Consider the following 21683-nt stretch of genomic DNA (forward strand, 5'->3'; position numbering starts at 1 on the left):
GGCGGTGGCACAATGCCGTCCGCAGTCAGGTCCTTCCCAGTCACTGTCGCATCCGCCAACCGGTCCAGCCGTGTCGCGGAAGGTTGTCTTAACCAGCTAATGTCTTCCCGAGGAAGACGGAGGTCAGCGGATCCATGAGCGATACCCCATCGAACGCGGGCAACATCTACGTTGCCTATCAGGGCAACTCGTATCTCTTCGGCGGCAATGCGCCGTACGTGGAAGAGATGTACGAGAACTACCTCGCCAACCCCACGAGCGTGCCGGACAACTGGCGCGAGTACTTCGACGCCCTGCAGAACGTTCCCGCGGTCGACGGCAGCAACGCCAAGGACGTCCCGCACCTGCCGGTCATCAACGCCTTCGCCGAGCGCGCCAAACAGGGCGGCACCACCGTGGTGGTGGCCTCCGGCGCCGATTCCGAGCTGGCCCGCAAGCGCACCGCCGTGCAGCAGCTCATCGCGGCCTACCGCAACGTCGGCGCCCGCTGGGCCGACCTGGACCCGCTCAAGCGCGCCGAGCGCCCCCACATTCCCGAGCTCGAGCCCTCGTTCTACGGCTTCACCGACGCCGATTACGAGACGGTGTTCAACACCAGCAACACCTTCTTCGGCCGCGATTCCATGTCGCTGCGCGACCTGCTGAACGCGCTGCGCGAAACCTACTGCGGCTCTATCGGCGCCGAGTACAACTACATCACCGACCAGAACCAGAAGCGCTGGTGGCAGGAAAAGCTGGAGGCCACGCGCACCCGCCCGGCCTACAACGCCGAGAAGAAGAAGCACATCCTGGAGCGCCTGACGGCCGCCGAGGGTCTGGAGCGCTTCCTGCACACCAAGTACGTCGGCCAGAAGCGCTTCTCGCTCGAAGGCGGCGAGAGCTTCATCGCCTCGATGGACGAGCTGGTGCAGCAGGCCGGCCAGGCCGGCATCCAGGAAATCGTCATCGGCATGGCCCACCGCGGCCGCCTCAACGTGCTGGTCAACACCCTGGGCAAGATGCCCAAGGACCTGTTCGCCGAGTTCGACCACACCGCGCCCGAGGACCTGCCCGCCGGTGACGTGAAGTACCACCAGGGCTTCAGCTCCGACGTCGCCACCCCCGGCGGCCCGGTGCACCTCTCGCTGGCCTTCAACCCCTCGCACCTGGAGATCGTCAACCCGGTGGTCGAGGGCTCGGTGCGCGCCCGCATGGACCGCCGCGGCGACCCCCTGGGCAAGCAGGTGCTGCCCGTGCTGGTGCATGGCGACGCCGCCTTCGCCGGCCAGGGCGTGGTCATGGAAACCCTGGCGCTGGCCGAGACGCGTGGCTACTCCACCGGCGGCACGGTGCACCTGGTCATCAACAACCAGATCGGCTTCACCACCTCCGACCCGCGCGACAGCCGCTCCACGCTGTACTGCTCGGACATCGTGAAGATGATCGAGTCGCCCGTGCTGCACGTGAACGGGGACGACCCCGAGGCCGTGGTGTTCGCCACCCAGCTCGCGCTCGAGTTCCGCCTGGCCTTCCAGAAGGACGTGGTGGTCGACATCGTCTGCTTCCGCAAGCTGGGCCACAACGAGCAGGACACCCCCAGCCTGACCCAGCCCCTGATGTACAAGAAGATCGCGGCCCACCCCGGCACGCGCAAGCTGTACGCCGACCGCCTCGCGGCCCAGGGCCTGGGCGAGACGCTGGGCGACGACATGGTCAAGACCTACCGCGCCGCGCTCGATGAGGGCCGCCACACGGTGGACCCGGTGCTCACCAACTTCAAGAGCAAGTACGCGGTCGACTGGAGCCCCTACCTGGGCAAGAAGTGGAGCGACAGCGCCGACACCGCGATCCCGCTGACCGAGTGGAACCGCCTGGCCGAGCGCATCACCACCATCCCCGACACCGTGACGCCGCACCAGCTGGTGAAGAAGGTCTACGCCGACCGCGCGGCCATGGCCCGCGGCGACATCCCGGTGGACTGGGGCATGGGCGAGCACATGGCCTTCGCCTCGCTGGTGGCCAGCGGTTTCCCGGTGCGCCTGTCCGGCGAGGACTGCGGCCGCGGCACCTTCACCCACCGCCACGCGGTCGTGCACGACCAGAACCGCGAGAAGTACGACGAGGGCACCTACATCCCGCTGCAGAACGTGGCCGAGAACCAGGCCCCGTTCGTGGTGATCGACTCCATCCTGTCGGAAGAGGCGGTGCTGGGCTTTGAGTACGGCTACGCGTCGAACGACCCGAACACCCTGGTGGTGTGGGAAGCGCAGTTCGGCGACTTCGCCAACGGCGCGCAGGTGGTGATCGACCAGTTCATCGCCTCCGGCGAAGTGAAGTGGGGCCGCGTCAACGGCATCGCCCTGATGCTGCCGCACGGCTACGAAGGCCAGGGCCCCGAGCACAGCTCGGCCCGCCTGGAGCGCTTCATGCAGCTGGCGGCCGACACGAACATGCAGATCGTGCAGCCGACCACCGCCAGCCAGATCTTCCACGTGCTGCGCCGCCAGATGGTGCGCCCGTTGCGCAAGCCGCTGATCCTGTTCACCCCCAAGAGCCTGCTGCGCAACAAGGACGCCACCTCGCCGCTGTCCGAGTTCACCAAGGGCGGTTTCCAGACCGTGATCCCCGAGCAGAACGCCGAGGTGGTGAAGAAGGCCGAGAAGGTCAAGCGCGTGATCGCGTGCTCGGGCAAGGTCTACTACGACCTGGTCAAGAAGCGCGAGGAGAAGGGCAGCGAGGACGTGGCCATCATCCGCGTCGAGCAGCTCTACCCCTTCCCGCACAAGGCCTTCGCCGCCGAGCTCAAGCGCTTCCCGAACGCGGCCGACATCGTGTGGTGCCAGGACGAGCCGCAGAACCAGGGCGCCTGGTTCTTCGTTCAGCACTACATCCACGAGAACATGCTCGAGGGCCAGAAGCTCGGCTACGCCGGCCGCGCGGCCTCGGCCTCGCCGGCGGTGGGCTACGCCCACCTGCACCAGGAACAGCAGAAGCAGCTGATCGACGCCGCCTTCGGCAAGCTCAAGGGCTTCATCCTGACCAAGTAAAGACAGTCTGTCGGGCGCGTGGCCTCGCGGTCGCGCCGCCAGGCGCCCGACACGTCCCCCATAGAACGAACGCACGGAACAGAACATGGCAATCGTTGAAGTCAAAGTCCCTCAGTTGTCCGAATCGGTGGCCGAGGCCACGCTGCTGCAGTGGAAAAAGAAGGTCGGTGAGGCGGTGTCCGCCGACGAAATCCTGATCGAGATCGAGACCGACAAGGTGGTGCTCGAGACCCCGGCCCCCGCCGGCGGCGTGCTCACCGAAATCCTGCAGGGCGACGGCGCCACCGTCGTCGCCGACCAGGTGATCGCGCGCATCGACACCGCCGCCGTGGCCGGCGCCGCCGCACCGGCGGCGGCCCCCGCGACCGCCGCGCCCGCGCCGGCCCCCGCCGCCGCTGCCGCCGTGTCGAGCAGCAAGGCCGGCGTGGCCATGCCCGCCGCCGCCAAGCTCATGGCCGACAACAACCTGGCCGCGGGCTCCGTGGCCGGCACCGGCAAAGATGGCCGCGTGACCAAGGGCGACGTGCTCGCCGCCGTGGCCGCGCCCAAAGCCGCCGGTGCCGTGGCCGCACCGGTGGCGATCCCCACGGGTGCGCCCACCAAGGCCCTGCCGCAAGTGCCGGTGGCCGGTCCCAACCTGGGCGAGCGCCCGGAGGAGCGCGTGCCCATGACGCGCCTGCGCGCCCGCATCGCCGAGCGCCTGCTGCAGTCGCAGTCCACCAACGCCATCCTCACCACCTTCAACGAGGTCAACATGGCCCCGGTGATGGAAATGCGCAAGAAGTTCCAGGAGAAGTTCGAGAAGGAGCACGGCGTCAAGCTGGGTTTCATGAGCTTCTTCGTCAAGGCCGCGGTGCACGCGCTCAAGAAGTACCCGGTGCTCAACGCCTCGGTCGACGGCAACGACATCGTCTACCACGGCTACTTCGACATCGGCATCGCGGTGGGTTCGCCGCGCGGCCTGGTGGTGCCCATCCTGCGCAACGCCGACCAGATGAGCTTCGCCGACGTCGAGAAGAAGATCGCCGAGTACGGCCAGAAGGCCAAGGACGGCAAGCTGGGCATTGAAGAGATGTCCGGCGGCACCTTCTCCATCAGCAACGGCGGCGTCTTCGGCTCCATGTTGTCCACGCCCATCATCAACCCGCCGCAGTCGGCCATCCTGGGCGTGCACGCCACCAAGGACCGGGCCGTGGTGGAGAACGGCCAGATCGTGATCCGGCCGATCAACTACCTCGCCATGTCGTACGACCACCGCATCATCGACGGCCGCGAAGCCGTGCTGGGCCTGGTCGCCATGAAGGAAGCGCTGGAAGACCCCGCGCGCCTGCTGTTCGACATCTGAGGACGAGACGATGAGCCAGCAATTCGACGTCATCGTCATCGGCGGCGGCCCCGGGGGCTACATCGCGGCCATCCGCGCCGCGCAACTGGGCTTCAAGGTCGCCTGCATCGACGAGTGGAAAAACGCCAAGGGCGGCGCCGCCCTGGGCGGCACCTGCACCAACGTGGGCTGCATCCCCTCCAAGGCGCTGCTGCAGTCGTCCGAGCACTACGAGCACGCGGGCAAGCACTTCGCCGAGCACGGCATCGAGGTCAAGGGCCTGAGCCTGGACGTGGGCCAGATGCTCAAGCGCAAGGACCACGTGGTCGAGCAGAACAACAAAGGCATCGAGTTCCTGTTCAAGAAGAACAAGGTGGCCTTCTTCCACGGCCGCGGTTCGTTCGTGAAGGCCGTTCCGCCCGGTGAGGATGGAACCTCCGGTTCCACGGGTGGCTACGAGATCAAGGCGGGCGAGGAGAGCCTCGTCGGCAAGCAGGTCATCGTGGCCACCGGTTCCAATGCGCGCGCGCTGCCCGGCGCGCCCTTCGACGAGGAGAACATCCTCTCGAACGACGGCGCCCTGCGCGTGGGCGCGGTGCCCAAGAAGCTGGGCCTGATCGGCTCGGGCGTCATTGGCCTGGAAATGGGCTCCGTCTGGCGCCGCCTGGGCGCCGAGGTGACCATCCTCGAAGGCCTGCCCACGTTCCTGGGCGCGGTGGACGAGCAGATCGCCAAGGAGGCCAAGAAGGCCTTCGACAAGCAGGGCCTGAAGATCGAGCTGGGCGTGAAGGTCGGCGAAGTCAAGTCCGGCAAGAAGGGCGTGTCCATCGCCTACACCACCGCCAAGGGCGAGGCGCAGACGCTGGAGGTGGACAAGCTGATCGTTTCCATCGGCCGCGTGCCCAACACCATCGGCCTCAACGCCGAGGGCGTGGGCCTGCAGCTTGACGAGCGCGGCGCCATCGTGGTCGACGGCGACTGCCGCACCAACCTGCCGGGCGTCTGGGCCGTTGGCGACGTGGTGCGCGGCCCCATGCTCGCGCACAAGGCCGAGGAAGAGGGCGTGGCGGTGGCCGAGCGCATCGCGGGCCAGCACGGGCATGTGAACTTCAACACCATCCCCTGGGTGATCTACACCAGCCCCGAGATCGCCTGGGTGGGCGAGACCGAGCAGCAGCTCAAGGCGCGCGGCGCCGCCTACAAGGCCGGCACCTTCCCCTTCATGGCCAACGGCCGCGCGCGCGCGCTGGGCGACACCACCGGCATGGTGAAGTTCCTGGCCGATGCCGCGACCGACGAGATCCTGGGCGTGCACATCGTGGGCCCCATGGCCAGCGAGCTCATCTCGGAGGCCGTGGTGGCGATGGAGTTCAAGGCCAGCAGCGAGGACATCGCGCGCATCTGCCACGCGCACCCCTCGCTGTCGGAGGCGACGAAGGAAGCCGCGCTGGCCGTCGACAAGCGCTCACTGAACTTCTGACACCGCCTTGAGCGTCCGCAGCGCCTACGAGGCCGCGCTCAAGGAGCGCGGCTACACGCCCGATCCGGCCCAACTGCGGGCCGTGGACGCGCTGGAACGCTGCGCGCAGGAGTGGACGCAGTACAAGCAGAAGCGCTCCAACGCGCTGAAGAAGCTCATCCACCGGCCGGACATCCCGCGCGGCGTGTACATGTTCGGCGGGGTGGGGCGCGGCAAGAGCTTCCTCATGGACTGCTTCTTCCACGCCGTGCCGCTCAAGCGCAAGACGCGCCTGCACTTCCACGAGTTCATGCGCGAGGTGCACCGCGAGCTGCGTGACCTGCAGGGCACGCAGAACCCGCTGGACGTGCTGGGCGAGCGCATCTCCCGGCGCTACAAGCTGATCTGCTTCGACGAGTTCCACGTGGCCGACGTGACGGACGCCATGATCCTGCACCGCCTGCTGGACTCGTTGTTCCGCAACGGCGTGGGTTTCGTCACCACCTCGAACTTCCACCCCGACCAGCTGTACCCGCAGGGCTTGCACCGCGACCGCATCCTGCCGGCGATCGAGCTGCTGAAGGAACGGCTGGAGGTGGTGAACGTGGACAACGGCACCGACTACCGCCAGCGCACGCTGACGCACATCGCGCTGTACCACACGCCGCTGGGCCCCGCGGCCGACGCGGCGATGGAAGCCACCTTCAACCAGCTCGCGGAGGTGGGCGACCAGAGCCCGGTGATGGGCATCGAGTCGCGCCAGATCCAGGCCCTGCGCCGCGCGGGCGGGGTGATCTGGTTCGACTTCCGCACCCTGTGTGGCGGACCGCGCTCGCAGAACGATTACCTGGAGATCGCGAGCCAGTTCCACACGGTGCTGCTGTCCAACGTGCCGCAGATGTCGGTGCGCATGGCGTCGGAGGCGCGGCGCTTCACCTGGCTGGTGGACGTGCTCTACGACCGGCACTGCAAGCTCGTGCTGTCGGCGGCCGTGCCGCCCGAGGCGCTGTACCTCGAAGGGCCCCTGTCGCACGAATTCCCGCGCACGGTGTCGCGCCTGACGGAGATGCAGTCGCAGGAGTACCTGGCCCTGCCGCACCGGGTGGTGGACACGGCGCTGACCTGAGCGCGGCGCTCAGATCAAGGGGTCGAGCTTGACGACCACCAGCGAGAGGTTGTCGCCGGTCCCCCGCGCCCGTGTGCGCGCCTTCTGGATCAGGAACTCGCAGGCCTCGCGCGGCGAAAGCATGGCGATGGTGCTGGCCAGCTCCTCGGGCGAAAAGTAGTGCCAGATGCCGTCGCTACAGGCCATCAGCGCGTCGCCCGCGTTCAGTTTGGGCACCGCGTGCAGGTCGATCGGCGGGTCGTTCTCGGTGCCCAGGCAACCCATCAGGATGTTGGCGTGCGGGTGGTCCAGGGCTTCCTGCTCGGTGATCTCGCCCTGGTTGACCAGGGTCTGCACGTAGGAATGGTCCGTCGTGCGGTGCAGCAGCTTGCCCTGGCGGAAGTGGTAGACCCGCGAGTCGCCGGCGTGCACCCAGTGGCTCTCGCCATTGGGCAGCAGCAAGAAGGCCGCCACGGTGCTGTGCGGTTCCTGCTCGGCCGATACCGCCGTCAGCTTGATCACCATGTGCGACTCGTTGACGATCTGCTTGAGCAGGGCGCGCGGGTCGTCGGTTTCGGGGTCGAAGCGGTTGAACAGCTGGCGCGCCGTGAGCATCACCTGGTCCGAGGCCTTGCGGCCGCCGCTGCGCCCACCCATGCCGTCGGCCAGCACGGCCAGCAGGCAGTTGGGGATGCGCGTGTGCTGCATCAGTTCGACCTGGTCCTGCTGGTAGTCGCGGTCACCCTTGTGGATGCCGGTCGATGCCAGGATGCGATAGCCTTTGCTCATATGGATTCGATCGGTTGGAGCGGCGGGGGCGCGGTGGTCGCAATGGTATCCACTAATCCCCGGCCGGCCGGACGGGGGAAGCCCGCGTGAGCCTCGCACGGCCGCCCGATGGGGCCCGCCGCGCGGTGCGCTGCGCGGAGGCGTTCGCATGAGCGAACTCGGCGCCCGCGTGGCGCAGGCACTCGCGCCCGGTGGCGCGCTGGCCCGGACCTGGCCCGGCTGGACCGCGCGCGCGGCGCAGGCCGCCATGGCGCAGGCGGTGGCGCAGACCATCGAGGGCGGGGGCGCGCTGTTGGTCGAGGCCCCGGCGGGCAGCGGCAAGACCCTGGCCTACCTGCTGCCCTGGCTGCTGTCGGGCCGGCGCGCGCTGGTCTCCACCAGCACCCATGTGCTGCAGCGCCAATTGGCCGAGCGAGACCTGCCGCGCCTGGCCAGCGCCACCGGCCAGCCGGTGCGCGTGGCCCTGCTCAAGGGCCGGGGGCGCTACGTCTGCCTGGCGCGCCTGCAGGCGGCGGTGGACCAGGGCCCGCGCGCGGGCGTGCCGGCGGAACACGCCTGGTTGCGTGAACTGCTGGCCTGGGCCGAGCGCGGCGGCGATGGCGACCTCGACCAGGTGGCCGGCACCGACGCCATCGCCGGTCTGCACGGGCGCATCACCTCCACCAGCGAGAACTGCGCGCGCCAGGCCTGCCCGCGCTGGGCCGATTGCCACGTGGAGCGCGCGCGCCGCGCCGCGCAGGCGGCCGACGTGGTGGTCATCAATCACCACCTGTGGCTGGCCGAGCTGCAGCGCCATCGCCTGGGCCGCCCGCGCCTGCTGCCAGAGGTGGACGTGGTGGTGTTCGACGAGGCGCATGCCCTGCACGGGCTGCGCGCGCAACTGGGCGCCGAGGCCTTCGACCAGGCGGCGCTGCAGCGCCTGTGGGCCGATCTCGCCGCGCTGGCCGAGGGCCCGCTGCGCGGCCTGCAGGCCTGGCGGCTGCTCGCGCACGACGGGCAATCGGCCACGCGCGCGCTGGCCCAGGCGCTGGCGGCGCTGCCGCCGCGCGAAGGCCGGCAGGCCTGGCCCCTGGGCGATCGCCTGGCGCCCTGGCGGCTGGCCCACGCCGTCGCCGCCGCGCAGGCCGCGCTCACGGCCAGCGGCGAGGCCGATCCACGCCCGCGCCGCCTGCTGGAGCGCACCCGCTCGATGGCGCAGGTGCTGCACACGCTGCTGAGCAGCGAGGACCCGTCGGCGGTCTGGCTCGATTGGCGTTCGCCCGAGGACTGGACCTGCCTGCGGCCGGCGACGCAGGGCCAGGACGCGGCCGCGCTGGCCCTGGCCACCGCGGCGCCGCTGGGCGCGCGCTGCGTGGTACACGCCTCGGCCACGCTGGGCCTGGACGACGCCCTGGGCTGGCACCGCCAGGCCCTGGCGGTGGATGCCGCCTGGTCGCCGCGCGCGCTGCGCCTGGTGGCGGGGGACCAAGACCCCAGCGCCGCCGCGCTGTTCGTGCCCGATGACCTGCCCGAGCCCGCCGAGGCCACGCACGCGCAGGCCCTGGCCGAGCGCATCGTTCCCTGGATCGCGCGGCTGGGCGGCCGCTGCCTGGTGCTGGCCACCACGCGGCGCGCGGCGCAGCGGATCGCGCAGGCCCTGCAGGCGCGCGCCCGGCCGGGCTGGCGGGTGTGGCTGGTGGGCGAGCGCCCCACGCATGCCGCGCTGGAGGCCCTGCGCCGCGCGGGCGGTGCGGCGCCCACGGTGGTGGTGGCCAGCGGCGCGCTGTGGCAGGGCATCGACGTGCCGGGCGAGGCCCTGCAGCTGCTGGTGATCGACAAGCTGCCGTTTGCGCCGCCCGACGACCCCTGGCTGCGGCAGCGCCTGGCGCGCGCGCAGGCGCTGGGCGCCGACCCGTTCAGCGAGGTGCAACTGGCCGACGCGGCGATGGCCTTGCGGCAGGGGGTGGGGCGCCTGATCCGCCGCGCGGGCGATCGGGGCCTGATCGTGATCGGCGACGTGCGCCTGCGCCGGCGCGCCTACGGACCGGCGCTGCTGGCGGCGCTGCCGCCCAGCCGCTGGCTGGACACGGAGGGGGAGGTGGACGCGTGGCTGGGCGAACTGGCGGCGCTCACCAGAGCTTCCACCACGGATCGCTCGACTTCTTGAAGCCGTGCTCGACGTACTCGCTGTTCGGGTAGCTCGCGCGCATCACGCGCGCGGCGTCGTCGCGCAGCTGGGTCATGCCCAGGGCGTCGTAGGACTGCACGAGGATGTACAGCGCCTCTTCGAGCGCGGGTGCGTCGGTGTAATCGGTCAGCGCCGACTGCGCGCGGTTGATGGCCGCCAGGTAGGCGCCCCGGCCGAAGTAATAGCGCGCTACGTGCACCTCGTACTGCGCGAGCGAGTTCACGATGTAGCGCATGCGCGCCACCGCGTCCGGCGTGTAGCGCGACTGGGGAAAGCGCGTGCTCAGCTCTCGGAAGGCTTCGTAGGATTCCTTGGCCGCCTTCTGGTCGCGCTCGGACAGGTCCTGGCGCGCCAGCGAGCCGAAGAGACCCAGGTTGTCGTTGAAGTTGACCAGGCCTTTGAGGTAGAGCGCGTAGTCGAACGCGGGGCTGGCCGGGTGCAGGCGCATGAAGCGGTCCAGCGTGGCCAGGGCCTGCGCGGGCTCGTCGCCGCGGTACTGGGTGTAGGCCTTGTCGAGCTGGGCCTGCTGCGCCAGCGGCGTACCGGCGGCGCGGCCTTCGAGCTTTTCGAACAGGGTGACGGCGCGCGCGTAGTTGCCGGCGTCGCGCTCGTCCGTGGCCTCGCTGTAGAGGCGGTTGGGGCTCCAGCCAATGGTCTCATCGACCGGGGTCGTGCTGCAGCCCTGCAGCAGCAGCGCCAGGGCGACGGCGGCCAGGGACGGGGCCGATAATCCACGGCTCAACTTCAAGGGCATGGCGCTGGAACAGGACTCGTTGAACGAAGCGGACAGTATATCGGCCGGGGGTGTGGCGCCCGAGGGCGAGCCCTGGGACGAACAGGCCGAGCAGCGCCGCCACGAGGTCCCCGCCGGGCTACACGGCTGGCGGTTGGACCGTGCGCTGGCCGCGCTGGTGCCCGAGTTCTCCCGCTCCTACCTGCAGCAGCTGCTGGCCGACGGCGGCGTGCTCTGGCGCGAGCGCGCCTGCACCAAGGCCGCCACGCGCGTGTCGGCGGGCGACACGGTGGTGGTCACGTTGCGGCCCACGCCGCAGGCGCGCGCCTTCGTGGCCGAGCCCATGGCGCTGGACCTGGTGTTCGAGGACGAGCACCTGCTGGTCATCGACAAGCCCGCCGGCCTGGTGGTGCACCCGGCGGCCGGGCACTGGGGCGGCACGCTGCTCAACGGCCTGCTCGCGCACCACGCGGGCGCCGCCGCGCTGCCGCGCGCGGGCATCGTGCACCGGCTCGACAAGGACACCTCGGGTCTGATGATGGTCGCCAAGTCGCGCCCCGCCATGCAGGCGCTGGTGAGCGCCATCGCGGCCCGCGAGGTGGGGCGCCAGTACCTGGCCATCGCGCACGGCGCCTGGCGCCACGAGGGCCTGCGCACGGTGCACGAGCCCATCGGTCGCGACCCCCGCAACCGCCTGCGCATGGCGGTGGTGGGCGAGGGCGCGGGCAAGCCGGCGCAGAGCGATTTCCTTGCCCTCGACCGCTGCGCTGAGGCCATGCTGGTGGCCTGCAAGCTGCACACCGGGCGCACGCACCAGATCCGCGTGCACATGGCCTGGCTGGGCCATCCGCTGGTGGGCGACACGCTGTACGGCGGCCGGCCGCTCTGGGGCCTGCAGCGCCAGGCGCTGCACGCGGCGTCCCTGCGCCTGTCGCACCCGGTTTCCGGGGCGCCGCTGGCCTTCTGGCGCGACCCGCCCGAGGACCTGTCGGCCGCCTTGGCCGCCGGGGGGCTCCGGTACAATCCGCCCCCTGCCGGCCAGGGCCTGATCGACTGATCCGCCCGCATCGGCGGACGCTTCTTTCGCGGCCCGTGCCGCGGCCCATGCCCGGGACCTCTTCCCCGGCCCCGCCCACCCAGAGCCCATTCTTCGCGGCCCCGGCGCCGAGCGACCAAGACCATCATGAACACCACGGATGCCAAGCGTGTCCTCGAGACGGCCCTCATCTGTGCCGCGCAGCCGATGACGCTGCGCGAACTCTCGGTGCTGTTCGACGGCGAACTCGCCAATGACACCCTCAAGACCCTGCTGGGCGAGCTGCAGCTCGAATGGACCGGGCGCGGCGTGGAATTGGTGCCCGTGGCCAGCGGCTGGCGCTTCCAGAGCCGGCCCGAGATGCGCCACTACCTGGACCGCCTGCACCCCGAGAAGCCGCCGCGCTACTCGCGCGCTACGCTGGAGACGCTGGCCATCATCGCCTACCGCCAGCCCGTGACGCGCGGCGACATGGAGGACATCCGAGGCGTCACCATCAACTCGCTGATCCTCAAGCAGCTGGAGGACCGCGGCTGGGTCGAGGTGATCGGCCACCGCGAGACGGTGGGCCGTCCGGCGCTGTTCGCCACCACCCGCCAGTTCCTCGACGACCTGGGCCTGAGCTCGCTCGACCAGCTGCCGCCGCTGGAGGCCAGCGGGGTGCAGGAGTCCTCGCTGGGCTCGCTCGATTTCGAGAGCCTGGCGGCGCAGCTGCCGGCCGAGGCGGGCGAGGGCGGCGAGGCCGCTGGCGATGCCGCGGCCGAGCCTGCCGCCGAAACACCGGCCGAGCCGCCCGCCGAACCCTCGGCCGACGACACCGCCACCCTGGCCGAGGGCGAACCGCCCGCGGCCGACGAACCCGCCCCCGAGGACGATCCCGATGAGCCCGGCCACCCCACGCAAACCCCGGCCTGATCGGCCCAGCGCCGCCGGCAAGCCCCGGTCCGATCGGCCGCGCGCCAGCCAGCCGCGCTCCGAAGCGGCGCGCGTCGGCAAGCCGCGCACCGAGCGCCCCCGGCGCGCGGACGCACCCGCGGCCGACGCCGACGCCCTGCGCTTCGACGAGGTCGTCAGCGGCGCCTTCGACGAGGCCCAGTCGCACGCCCCCGAGGCGCCCACCGAGCCGGCCAAGCGCGTGCTCGCGCCCGAGGCCGAATCGCCCAAGCTGCACAAGGTGCTGGCCCAGGCCGGCCTGGGCTCGCGGCTCGAGATGGAGCAGCTCATCGTGCAGGGCCGCCTCTCGGTCAACGGCGAGCCCGCCCACGTCGGCCAACGCATCCAGCACGGCGACCAGATCCGCCTGGATGGCAAGCCCCTGCGCGTGCGCCTGCAGCCGCCAGCACCGCGCGTGCTGGCTTACCACAAGCCGGCTGGCGAGGTCGTCACCCACGATGACCCGCAGAACCGCCCCACGGTGTTCCGCCGCCTGCCGCGCCTGCACCAGGGCAAATGGCAGTCGGTGGGGCGGCTCGACCTCAACACCGAGGGCCTGCTGCTGTTCACCAACGCCGGCGAACTGGCCAACCGCCTGATGCACCCGCGCTTCGGCCTGCAGCGCGAGTACGCCGTGCGCGTGCTCGGCGCCATCTCCAACGAAGAGCGGCAGCGGCTGCTGGACGGCGTCCAGCTGGAAGACGGCATGGCGCAGTTCCAGTCCATCGAGGACGGGGGCGGCGAGGGCGCCAACTGCTGGTACCGCGTCACCATCGGCGAAGGCCGCAACCGCGAGGTGCGCCGCCTGTTCGAGGCCGTGGGCCATGCCGTGAGCCGGCTCATCCGCATCCGCTACGGGGCCGTGGTGCTGCCGCGCGGCCTGCCGCGCGGGGCCTGGATCGAACTGGGCGAGCGCGACGTGCAGCGCCTGGGCCAGGCGGCCGGCCTGGCCGATGCCCCGCCCCGGGGCCCGCGCGGCGACGCCCCGGCCCCAGCCAGCGCGCGCCGTCGCCAGGGGCCGGGCCCCAAATCGCCGCCGCCCAAGCCGTCCGCGCCGCGCCGCGCCGAGGGCGCCGCGGCCCGCGGTCGAAGCGCCGGCGGCCAGCCCGATCCCATGAAGACCAGCCAGGGCTACATCGGCCACGACGCGGTGCAGCGCCAGCGCCGCCAGGGCGGCAAAGCCCCGGGCAAAGGCATCGGCAAACCCCCCCGTCCACAGGGGCGCCGCCCCAGGGGTTGACACTTCCGCCATGTAGAATGGCGGGCTTTGCGGACCACGGGTCCGCTGCTCCGATCGCTCTCAAAACTTCAGGAAACCCATGGCCATCGAACGCACCCTCTCGATCATCAAACCCGACGCCGTCGCCAAGAACGTCATCGGCCAGATTTACGCCCGTTTCGAGGCCGCCGGCCTGAAGGTCGTGGCCGCCAAGATGGCCCACCTGTCGCGCCGCGAAGCCGAGCAGTTCTACGCCGTGCACAGCGCGCGCCCCTTCTTCAAGGACCTGGTCGAGTTCATGATCAGCGGCCCGGTGATGATCCAGGTGCTCGAAGGCGAGGGCGCCATCCTCAAGAACCGCGACCTGATGGGCGCCACCGACCCGAAGAAGGCCGCCGCCGGCACCATCCGCGCCGATTTCGCCGACAGCATCGACGCCAACGCGGTGCACGGCTCCGACGCGCCCGAGACGGCCGCCGTGGAAGTGGGTTTCTTCTTCCCCGGCATGAACGTCTACTCGCGTTGACCATGTCATGACGGTCAACCTGCTCGACTTCGATCTCGAGGGGCTGGCCGCCTTCTGCGAAGGCCTGGGCGAAAAGCGCTTCCGCGCCGTCCAGCTGTTTCGCTGGATCCACCAGCGCGGTGCGTCCGATTTCTCCCAGATGACCGACCTCGCGCGCAGCCTGCGCGAGAAGCTGCCCGGCGTGGCGCGCGTCGAAGGCCTGCGCGTGCTCTCGCGCCAGGACTCGACCGACGGCACCATCAAGTGGCTGTTCGACGTCGGTGACGGCAACGCCGTCGAGACCGTGTTCATCCCCGAGGACGACCGCGGCACGCTGTGCGTGTCCTCGCAGGCAGGCTGCGCCGTGGGCTGCCGCTTCTGCTCCACCGGGCACCAGGGCTTCTCGCGCAACCTCACCACCGGCGAGATCCTGGCCCAGCTCTGGCACGCCGAGTTCTTCCTGCGCGTGTTTCTCAACCGCCCCGGGGAACGCGTGATCACCAACGTGGTCATGATGGGCATGGGAGAGCCGCTGCAGAACTACCACGCGCTGGTGCCCGCGCTCAAGACCATGCTCGACGACCACGCCTATGGCCTGTCGCGCCGGCGCGTGACGGTCTCCACCTCGGGCGTGGTGCCCATGATCGACCGCCTGGCGCAGGACTGCCCGGTGGCTTTGGCCGTGTCGCTGCACGCGCCCTTCGATCCGCTGCGCGACGACCTGGTGCCGCTGAACCGCAAATACCCCATCGCCGAGTTGCTCGACGCCTGCCTGCGCTACCTGCCGGCCGCGCCGCGCGACTTCATCACCTTCGAGTACTGCATGCTCGACGGTGTGAACGACCAGCCCGAGCACGCGCAGGCCCTGCTCACGCTGCTGCGCGGGCACGCCGGCCGTGGCGTGCCGGCCAAGCTCAACCTCATTCCCTTCAACCCCTTCCCCGATTCGGGCCTGCGCTGCTCGCCGCGCGCCGCGGTGCAGCGCTTTGGCCAGGCGCTCAACGAAGGCGGCATCGTCACCACGATCCGCAAGACGCGCGGCGACGACATCGACGCCGCCTGCGGCCAGCTCGCCGGCGACGTGCTGGACCGCACCGACGCCGCGCGCCGCATGGCGCGCCGCCGCGAATCGGTGCAGCCCATCCGTTTGATGACCAAGGAAAAGGAAAGGCAGGCATGACCTCCGTCGCGAACCGACCGCCGCGCAGCCGAACCGTTCAAACCCTGTGGCTTTTATCCATGGTGCTGGCGCTGGCGTGGTTGGCCGGTTGCGCCTCCTCGCAGGCGCCGCGCGTGTCGGCCTCGCCCACGCCGGGCGTGGAGCCCATCACCGCGTCCGACGAGCCGCCGGCGGTGCGCCGCGCGCGCATCCGCTACGAGCTGGCCGCCAGCTACTACGAGCAGGGCCAGACCACCGTCGCGCTCGACGAGATCAAGCTGTCGCTGCAGGCCGACCCGAACTACGCGCCGGCCTACATCCTGCGCGGCCTGGTCTATATGCGCCTGAACGACGTGGCGCTGGCCGAGGAGAGCTTCCGCCGCGCGCTGCAGATCAACCCGCGCGACGCGCAGGCCCTGCACAGCTACGGCTTGTTCGCCTGCGAGCAGGCCCGCTATGTGCAGGCCGACGAGATGTTCAACCAGGCCCTGGCCGTGCCGACCTACGGCGGGCGCTCGCGCACCTGGCTGGTTCAGGGCGTCTGCCAGATCCGCGCGGGCAAGCTGCAGGACGCCGAGGCCACGCTCGCGCGCGCCTACGAGTTCGACCCGAGCAACCCGATCGCCGCCTACAACCTGGCCAGTCTCAAGCACCGCCGGGGCGATAACCAGGGGGCGCAGTTCATCATCCGCCGCGTCAACAACTCCGAGCTCGCCAACGCCGAAACGCTGTGGCTTGGCGTGAAGGTCGAGCGCCAGCTCAACAACGACGTGGCGGCGGCGCAGCTCGCCCAGCAGCTGGGCCGGCGTTTTCCACAGTCGCCCCAGTGGGCGGCGTACCAACGGGGGGCATTCAATGAGTGAGTTGGGGGAGCAGACCCTCGAATCGGCACCGGCGGCGAGCCGGCCGGTGCGTTTGAGCGAGGCCCGCGAGGCCGCGGGACTGCACATCGCGGCGCTGGCCGCCGCGCTCAAGGTGCCTGTGCGCAAGCTGGAGGCCCTGGAGGCCGGCCGCTACGAGGAACTGCCCGACCTGACCTTCGCGCGCGCCCTGGCCTCCAGCGCCTGCCGCCAGCTGCGGATCGACCCGGCGCCGGTGCTGGAGCAGATCCCGCTGAACCCCAAGCCCGCGCTGCGCGACAGCGACAGCACCATCAACGCGCCCTTCAAGCCCGCGAGCGAGGCGCCCGCCGCCAGCCCGCTGACCTGGCTGTCGCGCCCCGCGCTGCTGGGCGCCATCGCCCTGCTGCTGGCGGCGCTGGTGGTCATGTTCCTGCCCGACATGGAACCCGCGGACGTGGTGCAGGGCGCGCCCGACACCGCCCAGGAGGCCGCCGCGCCCGCGGCCCCCGCCGCCGCGCCAGGGCTGCCGATCTTCCAGCCGTCCGAGGCCACGCCAGGCGCGCCCAGCGCGCCCGCGGGCGAGGAAACCACCGGCCCGGCCGACACCGGGGCGGCCGCGCCGCCCACCCCTTCGCCTGCGGCCGCGGGCGCGGCGCCCACCGCACCCACCAGTGCCGCGGCACCCACCGTCACCCCCGAGGCGCCGGCCGTGGCCACGCCCCCGGGCGGCGCCGTGCTGCAGATCGAGGCCAGTGGCGAGTCCTGGGCCGAGGTGGTGAACGGCACCGGCACCGTGGTGCTGCAGCGGCTGCTGCAGCGCGGCGAGCGCGTCGAGTTCTCGGCCGCGCCGCCATACGCGGTGACCATCGGCAAGGCCAGCGCGGTGCAGGTCAAGCTGCGCGGCCGCGCCTACGACGTCGCCAGCGTCGCGCGCAACGACGTCGCGCGCTTCGACGCCAAGTGAGTTCCCGCATGTCCGACGGCCCGATTCCCCTGCCCGAAGCCCCGCGCCGGCGCACCCGCCAGGGCGTGGTGCGCTGGGGCGATCACGGCGTGTCCATCGGCGGCGACGCCCCGGTGCGCGTGCAGTCGATGACCAACACCGACACGGCCGACGCCATCGCCACCGCCATCCAGGTGAAGGAGCTGGCCCAGGCCGGCTCCGAGCTCGTGCGCATCACCGTCAACAACGACGAGGCCGCGAAGGCCGTGCCGCACATCCGCGAGCAGCTCGACCGCATGGGCATCAGCGTGCCCCTGATCGGCGACTTCCACTACAACGGCCACCGCCTGCTCAGCGACCACCCGGCCTGCGCCGAGGCCTTGTCCAAGTACCGCATCAACCCCGGCAACGTGGGGCGCGGCGAGAAGGGCGACCGCCAGTTCGCGCAGATGGTCGAGATCGCCGCGCGCCACGGCAAGCACATCCGCATCGGCGTGAACTGGGGCAGCCTCGACCAGGACCTGCTCGCGCGCCTGATGGACGAGAACCACGCGCGCGCCCAGCCCTGGGACGCCAAGCAGGTGATGTACGAGGCGCTCATCACCTCGGCCATCTCGTCCGCCGAGCGCGCCGAGGCCATCGGCCTGCCGGGCGAGAACATCGTGCTGTCCTGCAAGGTCAGCGCGGTGCAGGACCTGATCGCCGTCTACCAGGCGCTGGCGCAGCGCTGCGACTACCCCCTGCACCTGGGCCTCACCGAGGCCGGCATGGGCACCAAGGGCGCGGTGGCCTCCACCGCCGCGCTGTCGGTGCTGCTGCAGCAGGGCATTGGCGACACCATTCGCATCTCGCTCACGCCGCAGCCCGGCGAGGCGCGCACACAGGAGGTGGTGGTCGCCCTGGAGATCCTGCAGGCCCTGGACCTGCGCAGCTTCGTGCCCAGCGTCACCGCTTGTCCCGGCTGCGGCCGCACCACCAGCACCACCTTCCAGGAACTGGCCAAGCAGATCGACGACTACCTGCGCGCCTCCATGCCGGTCTGGCGCGAGCGCTACCCGGGTGTCGAGGGCCTGAAGGTCGCGGTCATGGGCTGCATCGTCAACGGACCGGGCGAAAGCAAGCACGCCGACATCGGCATCAGCCTGCCCGGCACCGGCGAGGCGCCGGCCGCGCCGGTGTTCATCGACGGCCAGAAGGCCGTCACGCTGCGCGGTGAGGGCATCGCGCGCGAGTTCCAGACCATCGTCGAAAACTACATCGAGAAGCGGTTCGGCGTGTTGCACGCCTGACCGCCCCTTTTTCCATGGCCGAGAAACTGGTTGCCGTCAAAGGCATGAACGACATCGCCCCTCCGCAGTCGGCGCACTGGGAGTGGCTGGAAGACACGCTGCGCGCGCTCATGGCGGGCTACGGCTACCGCAACCTGCGCACGCCCATCGTGGAGCCCACGGCGCTGTTCGTGCGGGGCCTGGGCGAGGTGACCGACATCGTCGAGAAGGAGATGTACTCCTTCGAGGACCGGCTCAACGGCGAGCACCTCACGCTGCGGCCTGAGAACACCGCCGGCGTGGTGCGCGCCGCGCTGGAGCATTCCATGCTCTACGACGGCCCCAAGCGCCTGTACTACATGGGCCCGATGTTCCGGCACGAGCGCCCGCAGCGTGGTCGCTACCGGCAATTCCATCAGTTCGGCGCCGAGGCCCTGGGCTTCGCCGGCCCCGACGTCGACGTCGAACTCATCGTGCTGGCCTGCGACCTGTGGGCCAGGCTGGGCCTCACGGGCATCGAGCTCGAGATCAACAGCCTGGGCCAACCCGCCGAACGCCTGGCGCACCGCCAGGCGCTGATCGCCTACCTGGAATCGCACGCCGAACAGCTCGACGAGGACGCCAGGCGCCGCCTGCACAGCAACCCGCTGCGCATCCTCGACACCAAGAACCCCGCCATGCAGGCGCTGGTGAACGCGGCGCCCAAGCTCATGGACCACCTGGGGGCCGAATCGCTCGCGCACTTCGGGCGCGTGAAGGCCCTGCTGGAGGCGCACGGCATCGCGTACCGCGTCAATCCGCGCCTGGTGCGCGGCATGGACTACTACAACCTCACGGTGTTCGAGTTCGTCACCACCCAGCTCGGCTCGCAGGGCACGGTGTGCGCGGGCGGCCGCTACGACGGCCTGTTCGAGCAGATCGGCGGCAAGCCCACGCCCGCCGTGGGCTGGGCCCTGGGCATGGAGCGCATCCTGGAGCTGCTGAAAGAGCAGGGCCGCCTGCCCGAAGCGCCGGTGCCCGACGCCTACGCCGTGGTGCCCGACGCCGCCGAGCTGCCGCGCGTCATGCCGCTGCTGCGCGCTCTGCGCCAGGCCGGCGCCCGCGTGCAGATGCACGCCGCCGGCGCCGAGGGCATGGGCAGCATGAAATCGCAGTTCAAGAAGGCCGACGCCAGCGGCGCGCGCTTCGCGCTCATCTTCGGTGCCGAGGAAATCGCCTTGGGCCAGGTGGCGCTCAAGCCCCTGCGCGGCGAGCGCGAGCAGGCGGCGGGGCAGGTGATGCTGCCCCTGGCCGATCCCGGCGCCATCGCTGCCCGCCTTCGCGCGCACTGAGCGGGTCGCCCGCCTACCTACAATCCAGCACTTTCGCGAACGACGAGTCCAATGGCCAAACACCTCGACCTCGAAGAGCAGGAACAGCTCGACCAGATCAAACACTTCTGGGCCAAGTACGGCAACGCCATCAGCTGGCTGCTCATCGTGGTGTTCGGCGGCTTCGCCGCCTACAACGGCTGGAACTGGTGGCAGCGCAACCAGGCGGCCAAGGCGGCGGTGCTCTATGAAGAGGTCGACCGCGCCGTGCAGTCCAAGGACCTGGACCGCGTGGGCCGCGTGCTGGCCGACATGCGCGCCGATTTCGCCCGCACCACCTTCTCCGCCCAGGCCGGCCTGCTGGCCGGCAAGGCGCTGTTCGACGGCGGCCAGCTCGACAAGGCGCGCGAGGCCCTGCAGGCCGTGTTGAACGAGAGCAAGGACGAGGGGCTGCAGGCCGTCGCCCGCCTGCGCCTGGCCTCGGTGGAGCTGCAGGCCGACAAGCCCGACGCCGCCCTGCAGGTGCTGCAGGCCAAGGTGCCGGCGCCCTTCGAGCCGCTGCTGGCCGACCGCCGTGGCGACGTGCTGCTGGCCCAGGGCAAGACCGAGGAGGCCAAGGCCCAGTACGAGGCCGCCTGGAAGGCGCTGGATGCCGGCAATGAGGTGCGCCGCCTGGTGGCGGTGAAGCTGGCCTCGCTGGGCGTGGCCGTGGACGCGGGAGCCAAGCCATGAAGCGCCTGCGCACCGCCAGCCTGTGCCTCGCGGCCGCGCTCACGCTCGCGGCCTGCTCCTCCGGGCCCAAGAAGCCGCAGCCAGCGGACCTGGGCCCCGCCACCCAGCTGATGGGCACGCGCCAGATCTGGACCGCCAACGTGGGCGAGGGCGGCTCGGGCTTCGTGCCCGTGCACGCGGCCGGCCACGTGTTCGCGGCCGGCGCCACCGGCGTGGTGGCCGCCATCGACGCCAACACCGGCGCCGACGCCTGGCGCGTGGACCTGCGCACCCGCCTGGCCACGGGCGTGGGCAGCGACGGCCAGACCGCCGCCGTCGTCACCGCCGCCAATGTGCTGGTGGCCATCGTCGACGGCGAGACGCGCTGGCGCGTGCGCCTGCCGGCGCGTTCCTTCACGCCGCCGCTGGTGGCCGGCGGCCGGGTGTTCGTGCTCACCGCCGATCGCAGCGTGGTGGCCTTCGACGCCGCCAACGGGGCGCGCCTGTGGAACCAGACCCGCTCGGGCGACCCGCTCACGCTGAACCAGCCGGGCGCGCTCGCGGCCGTGGGCGACACCCTGGTGGCCGGCGTGTCCGGCCGCCTGGTCGGCCTCAACCCCGACAACGGCACGGTGCGCTGGGAAGCGCCCGTGGCCACGGCGCGCGGCACCAACGAGGTCGAGCGCCTGGTCGACGTGCTGGCGCCCGTCAGCCGCATCGGCACCAACATCTGCGTGCGCGCCTACAGCGCCGCGGTGGGTTGCCTGGACGGCGTGCGCGGCTCCGTGATCTGGACCAAGCCGGCGCAGGGCGTGGTGGGCGTGCACGGCGACGACCGCCTGCTGTTCGGTACCGAAAGCAACGGCACCCTCCTGGCCTGGCGGCGCGACAGCGGTGAACAGGCCTGGAGTTCCGAGCGCCTGAAGTACCGCCAACTCAGCGCCCCGCTGGCCCTGGGCCGCGTGATTGCGCTGGGCGACGGCACCGGCCTGGTGCACGTGCTGTCGCGCGAGGACGGCAGTGAAATGGCCCGTCTGAGCACCGACGGCTCGGCCATCGTGTCGCCGCCCGTGCTGGCCGGCGACGCGCTGGTGGTCATGACAGCGCGCGGCGGCCTGTACGCCTGGCGCCCGCAATAAGGCCCGTTCGCCCTC

18 protein-coding genes are annotated in these 21683 nt (G+C 70.9%); 16 read left to right on the forward strand and 2 right to left on the reverse strand.

Going from position 1 to position 21683, the window contains the following annotated elements; genetic code table 11:
* The first annotated feature begins 134 nt into the window (after window positions 1–134).
* The 4 genes from BHU06_RS15140 to zapE all read left to right on the forward strand — a co-directional run bounded on the left by BHU06_RS15140 (window position 135) and on the right by zapE (window position 6935).
* Window positions 135–3026 (forward strand): 2-oxoglutarate dehydrogenase E1 component, encoded by a 2892-nt coding sequence (locus BHU06_RS15140; protein WP_070400037.1) that lies wholly within the window; start codon window positions 135–137, stop codon window positions 3024–3026.
* 85 nt (window positions 3027–3111) lie between these two features.
* The gene (gene odhB / locus BHU06_RS15145) at window positions 3112–4371 is read left to right on the forward strand and encodes a 2-oxoglutarate dehydrogenase complex dihydrolipoyllysine-residue succinyltransferase (protein ID WP_070400038.1); all 1260 of its coding nucleotides are present in this window, start codon (window positions 3112–3114) and stop codon (window positions 4369–4371) included.
* 10 nt (window positions 4372–4381) lie between these two features.
* On the forward strand, window positions 4382–5830 hold the full coding sequence (gene lpdA, locus BHU06_RS15150) for a dihydrolipoyl dehydrogenase (protein WP_070400039.1): 1449 nt from the start codon (window positions 4382–4384) through the stop codon (window positions 5828–5830).
* Between the two features lie 7 nt (window positions 5831–5837).
* A complete protein-coding gene (gene zapE / locus BHU06_RS15155) occupies window positions 5838–6935 on the forward strand; it encodes a cell division protein ZapE (RefSeq protein WP_070400040.1) in 1098 nt (365 codons plus the stop codon).
* Between the two features lie 9 nt (window positions 6936–6944).
* Here zapE and BHU06_RS15160 read toward each other — a convergent pair whose 3' ends face one another.
* A complete protein-coding gene (locus tag BHU06_RS15160; protein WP_070400041.1) occupies window positions 6945–7703 on the reverse strand; it encodes a PP2C family serine/threonine-protein phosphatase in 759 nt (252 codons plus the stop codon).
* 148 nt (window positions 7704–7851) lie between these two features.
* On the opposite strand from BHU06_RS15160, the gene BHU06_RS15165 reads away from it, so the two are divergent.
* Window positions 7852–9849 (forward strand): ATP-dependent DNA helicase, encoded by a 1998-nt coding sequence (locus tag BHU06_RS15165; protein WP_070400042.1) that lies wholly within the window; start codon window positions 7852–7854, stop codon window positions 9847–9849.
* On the opposite strand, the gene BHU06_RS15170 is transcribed toward BHU06_RS15165, so the two are convergent.
* Window positions 9812–10624: an outer membrane protein assembly factor BamD gene (locus tag BHU06_RS15170; protein ID WP_070400043.1), complete on the reverse strand. Its 813-nt coding sequence runs from the start codon at window positions 10622–10624 to the stop codon at window positions 9812–9814. The genes BHU06_RS15165 and BHU06_RS15170 overlap by 38 nt on opposite strands.
* Here BHU06_RS15170 and BHU06_RS15175 point away from each other — a divergent pair.
* From BHU06_RS15175 to bamB, 11 genes are all read left to right on the forward strand, one after another.
* Window positions 10623–11660 carry an RluA family pseudouridine synthase gene (locus BHU06_RS15175; protein WP_070400044.1) on the forward strand — a complete coding sequence of 346 codons (1038 nt, stop codon included), beginning with the start codon at window positions 10623–10625 and terminating at the stop codon, window positions 11658–11660. The two genes, BHU06_RS15170 and BHU06_RS15175, sit on opposite strands and share 2 nt — an antisense overlap.
* A gap of 126 nt (window positions 11661–11786) precedes the next feature.
* On the forward strand, window positions 11787–12554 hold the full coding sequence (gene scpB / locus BHU06_RS15180) for an SMC-Scp complex subunit ScpB (protein ID WP_070400045.1): 768 nt from the start codon (window positions 11787–11789) through the stop codon (window positions 12552–12554).
* Entirely contained in the window at window positions 12520–13812 is a 1293-nt protein-coding gene (gene rluB / locus BHU06_RS15185; RefSeq protein ID WP_070400046.1) for a 23S rRNA pseudouridine(2605) synthase RluB, read from the forward strand. The genes scpB and rluB overlap by 35 nt, the downstream gene beginning before the upstream one ends.
* A gap of 79 nt (window positions 13813–13891) precedes the next feature.
* Entirely contained in the window at window positions 13892–14317 is a 426-nt protein-coding gene (gene ndk / locus BHU06_RS15190) for a nucleoside-diphosphate kinase (RefSeq protein WP_070400047.1), read from the forward strand.
* Between the two features lie 7 nt (window positions 14318–14324).
* Window positions 14325–15476 (forward strand): 23S rRNA (adenine(2503)-C(2))-methyltransferase RlmN, encoded by a 1152-nt coding sequence (gene rlmN / locus BHU06_RS15195; protein WP_070400048.1) that lies wholly within the window; start codon window positions 14325–14327, stop codon window positions 15474–15476.
* Entirely contained in the window at window positions 15473–16318 is an 846-nt protein-coding gene (pilW, locus tag BHU06_RS15200; RefSeq protein ID WP_070400049.1) for a type IV pilus biogenesis/stability protein PilW, read from the forward strand. Before rlmN ends, pilW begins: the two co-directional genes overlap by 4 nt.
* Entirely contained in the window at window positions 16311–17261 is a 951-nt protein-coding gene (locus BHU06_RS15205) for a RodZ domain-containing protein (protein WP_070400050.1), read from the forward strand. Before pilW ends, BHU06_RS15205 begins: the two co-directional genes overlap by 8 nt.
* Window positions 17262–17269: 8 nt before the next feature.
* The gene (gene ispG / locus BHU06_RS15210; protein ID WP_070400051.1) at window positions 17270–18529 is read left to right on the forward strand and encodes a flavodoxin-dependent (E)-4-hydroxy-3-methylbut-2-enyl-diphosphate synthase; all 1260 of its coding nucleotides are present in this window, start codon (window positions 17270–17272) and stop codon (window positions 18527–18529) included.
* 14 nt (window positions 18530–18543) lie between these two features.
* Entirely contained in the window at window positions 18544–19839 is a 1296-nt protein-coding gene (gene hisS, locus BHU06_RS15215; protein WP_070400052.1) for a histidine--tRNA ligase, read from the forward strand.
* Window positions 19840–19890: 51 nt separating this feature from the next.
* On the forward strand, window positions 19891–20550 hold the full coding sequence (locus tag BHU06_RS15220; protein WP_070400053.1) for a tetratricopeptide repeat protein: 660 nt from the start codon (window positions 19891–19893) through the stop codon (window positions 20548–20550).
* Entirely contained in the window at window positions 20547–21668 is a 1122-nt protein-coding gene (gene bamB, locus BHU06_RS15225) for an outer membrane protein assembly factor BamB (RefSeq protein WP_070400054.1), read from the forward strand. The genes BHU06_RS15220 and bamB overlap by 4 nt, the downstream gene beginning before the upstream one ends.
* Window positions 21669–21683 lie beyond the last annotated feature (15 nt).

Source organism: Hydrogenophaga sp. PML113, assembly GCF_001777155.1.
GTDB classification, from domain to species: Bacteria; Pseudomonadota; Gammaproteobacteria; order Burkholderiales; family Burkholderiaceae_C; genus Hydrogenophaga; species Hydrogenophaga borbori.

Coding starts and splice junctions, on each gene's coding strand:
- rluB (WP_070400046.1), top strand. CDS start 12,520: ATGAGCCCGGCCACCCCACGCAAACCCCGGCCTGATCGGCCCAGCGCC.
- odhB (WP_070400038.1), top strand. CDS start 3,112: ATGGCAATCGTTGAAGTCAAAGTCCCTCAGTTGTCCGAATCGGTGGCC.
- BHU06_RS15140 (WP_070400037.1), top strand. CDS start 135: ATGAGCGATACCCCATCGAACGCGGGCAACATCTACGTTGCCTATCAG.
- BHU06_RS15175 (WP_070400044.1), top strand. CDS start 10,623: ATGGCGCTGGAACAGGACTCGTTGAACGAAGCGGACAGTATATCGGCC.
- ndk (WP_070400047.1), top strand. CDS start 13,892: ATGGCCATCGAACGCACCCTCTCGATCATCAAACCCGACGCCGTCGCC.
- bamB (WP_070400054.1), top strand. CDS start 20,547: ATGAAGCGCCTGCGCACCGCCAGCCTGTGCCTCGCGGCCGCGCTCACG.
- BHU06_RS15160 (WP_070400041.1), bottom strand. CDS start 7,703: ATGAGCAAAGGCTATCGCATCCTGGCATCGACCGGCATCCACAAGGGT.
- BHU06_RS15220 (WP_070400053.1), top strand. CDS start 19,891: ATGGCCAAACACCTCGACCTCGAAGAGCAGGAACAGCTCGACCAGATC.
- lpdA (WP_070400039.1), top strand. CDS start 4,382: ATGAGCCAGCAATTCGACGTCATCGTCATCGGCGGCGGCCCCGGGGGC.
- ispG (WP_070400051.1), top strand. CDS start 17,270: ATGTCCGACGGCCCGATTCCCCTGCCCGAAGCCCCGCGCCGGCGCACC.
- scpB (WP_070400045.1), top strand. CDS start 11,787: ATGAACACCACGGATGCCAAGCGTGTCCTCGAGACGGCCCTCATCTGT.
- BHU06_RS15170 (WP_070400043.1), bottom strand. CDS start 10,624: ATGCCCTTGAAGTTGAGCCGTGGATTATCGGCCCCGTCCCTGGCCGCC.
- rlmN (WP_070400048.1), top strand. CDS start 14,325: ATGACGGTCAACCTGCTCGACTTCGATCTCGAGGGGCTGGCCGCCTTC.
- BHU06_RS15165 (WP_070400042.1), top strand. CDS start 7,852: ATGAGCGAACTCGGCGCCCGCGTGGCGCAGGCACTCGCGCCCGGTGGC.
- hisS (WP_070400052.1), top strand. CDS start 18,544: ATGGCCGAGAAACTGGTTGCCGTCAAAGGCATGAACGACATCGCCCCT.
- pilW (WP_070400049.1), top strand. CDS start 15,473: ATGACCTCCGTCGCGAACCGACCGCCGCGCAGCCGAACCGTTCAAACC.
- BHU06_RS15205 (WP_070400050.1), top strand. CDS start 16,311: ATGAGTGAGTTGGGGGAGCAGACCCTCGAATCGGCACCGGCGGCGAGC.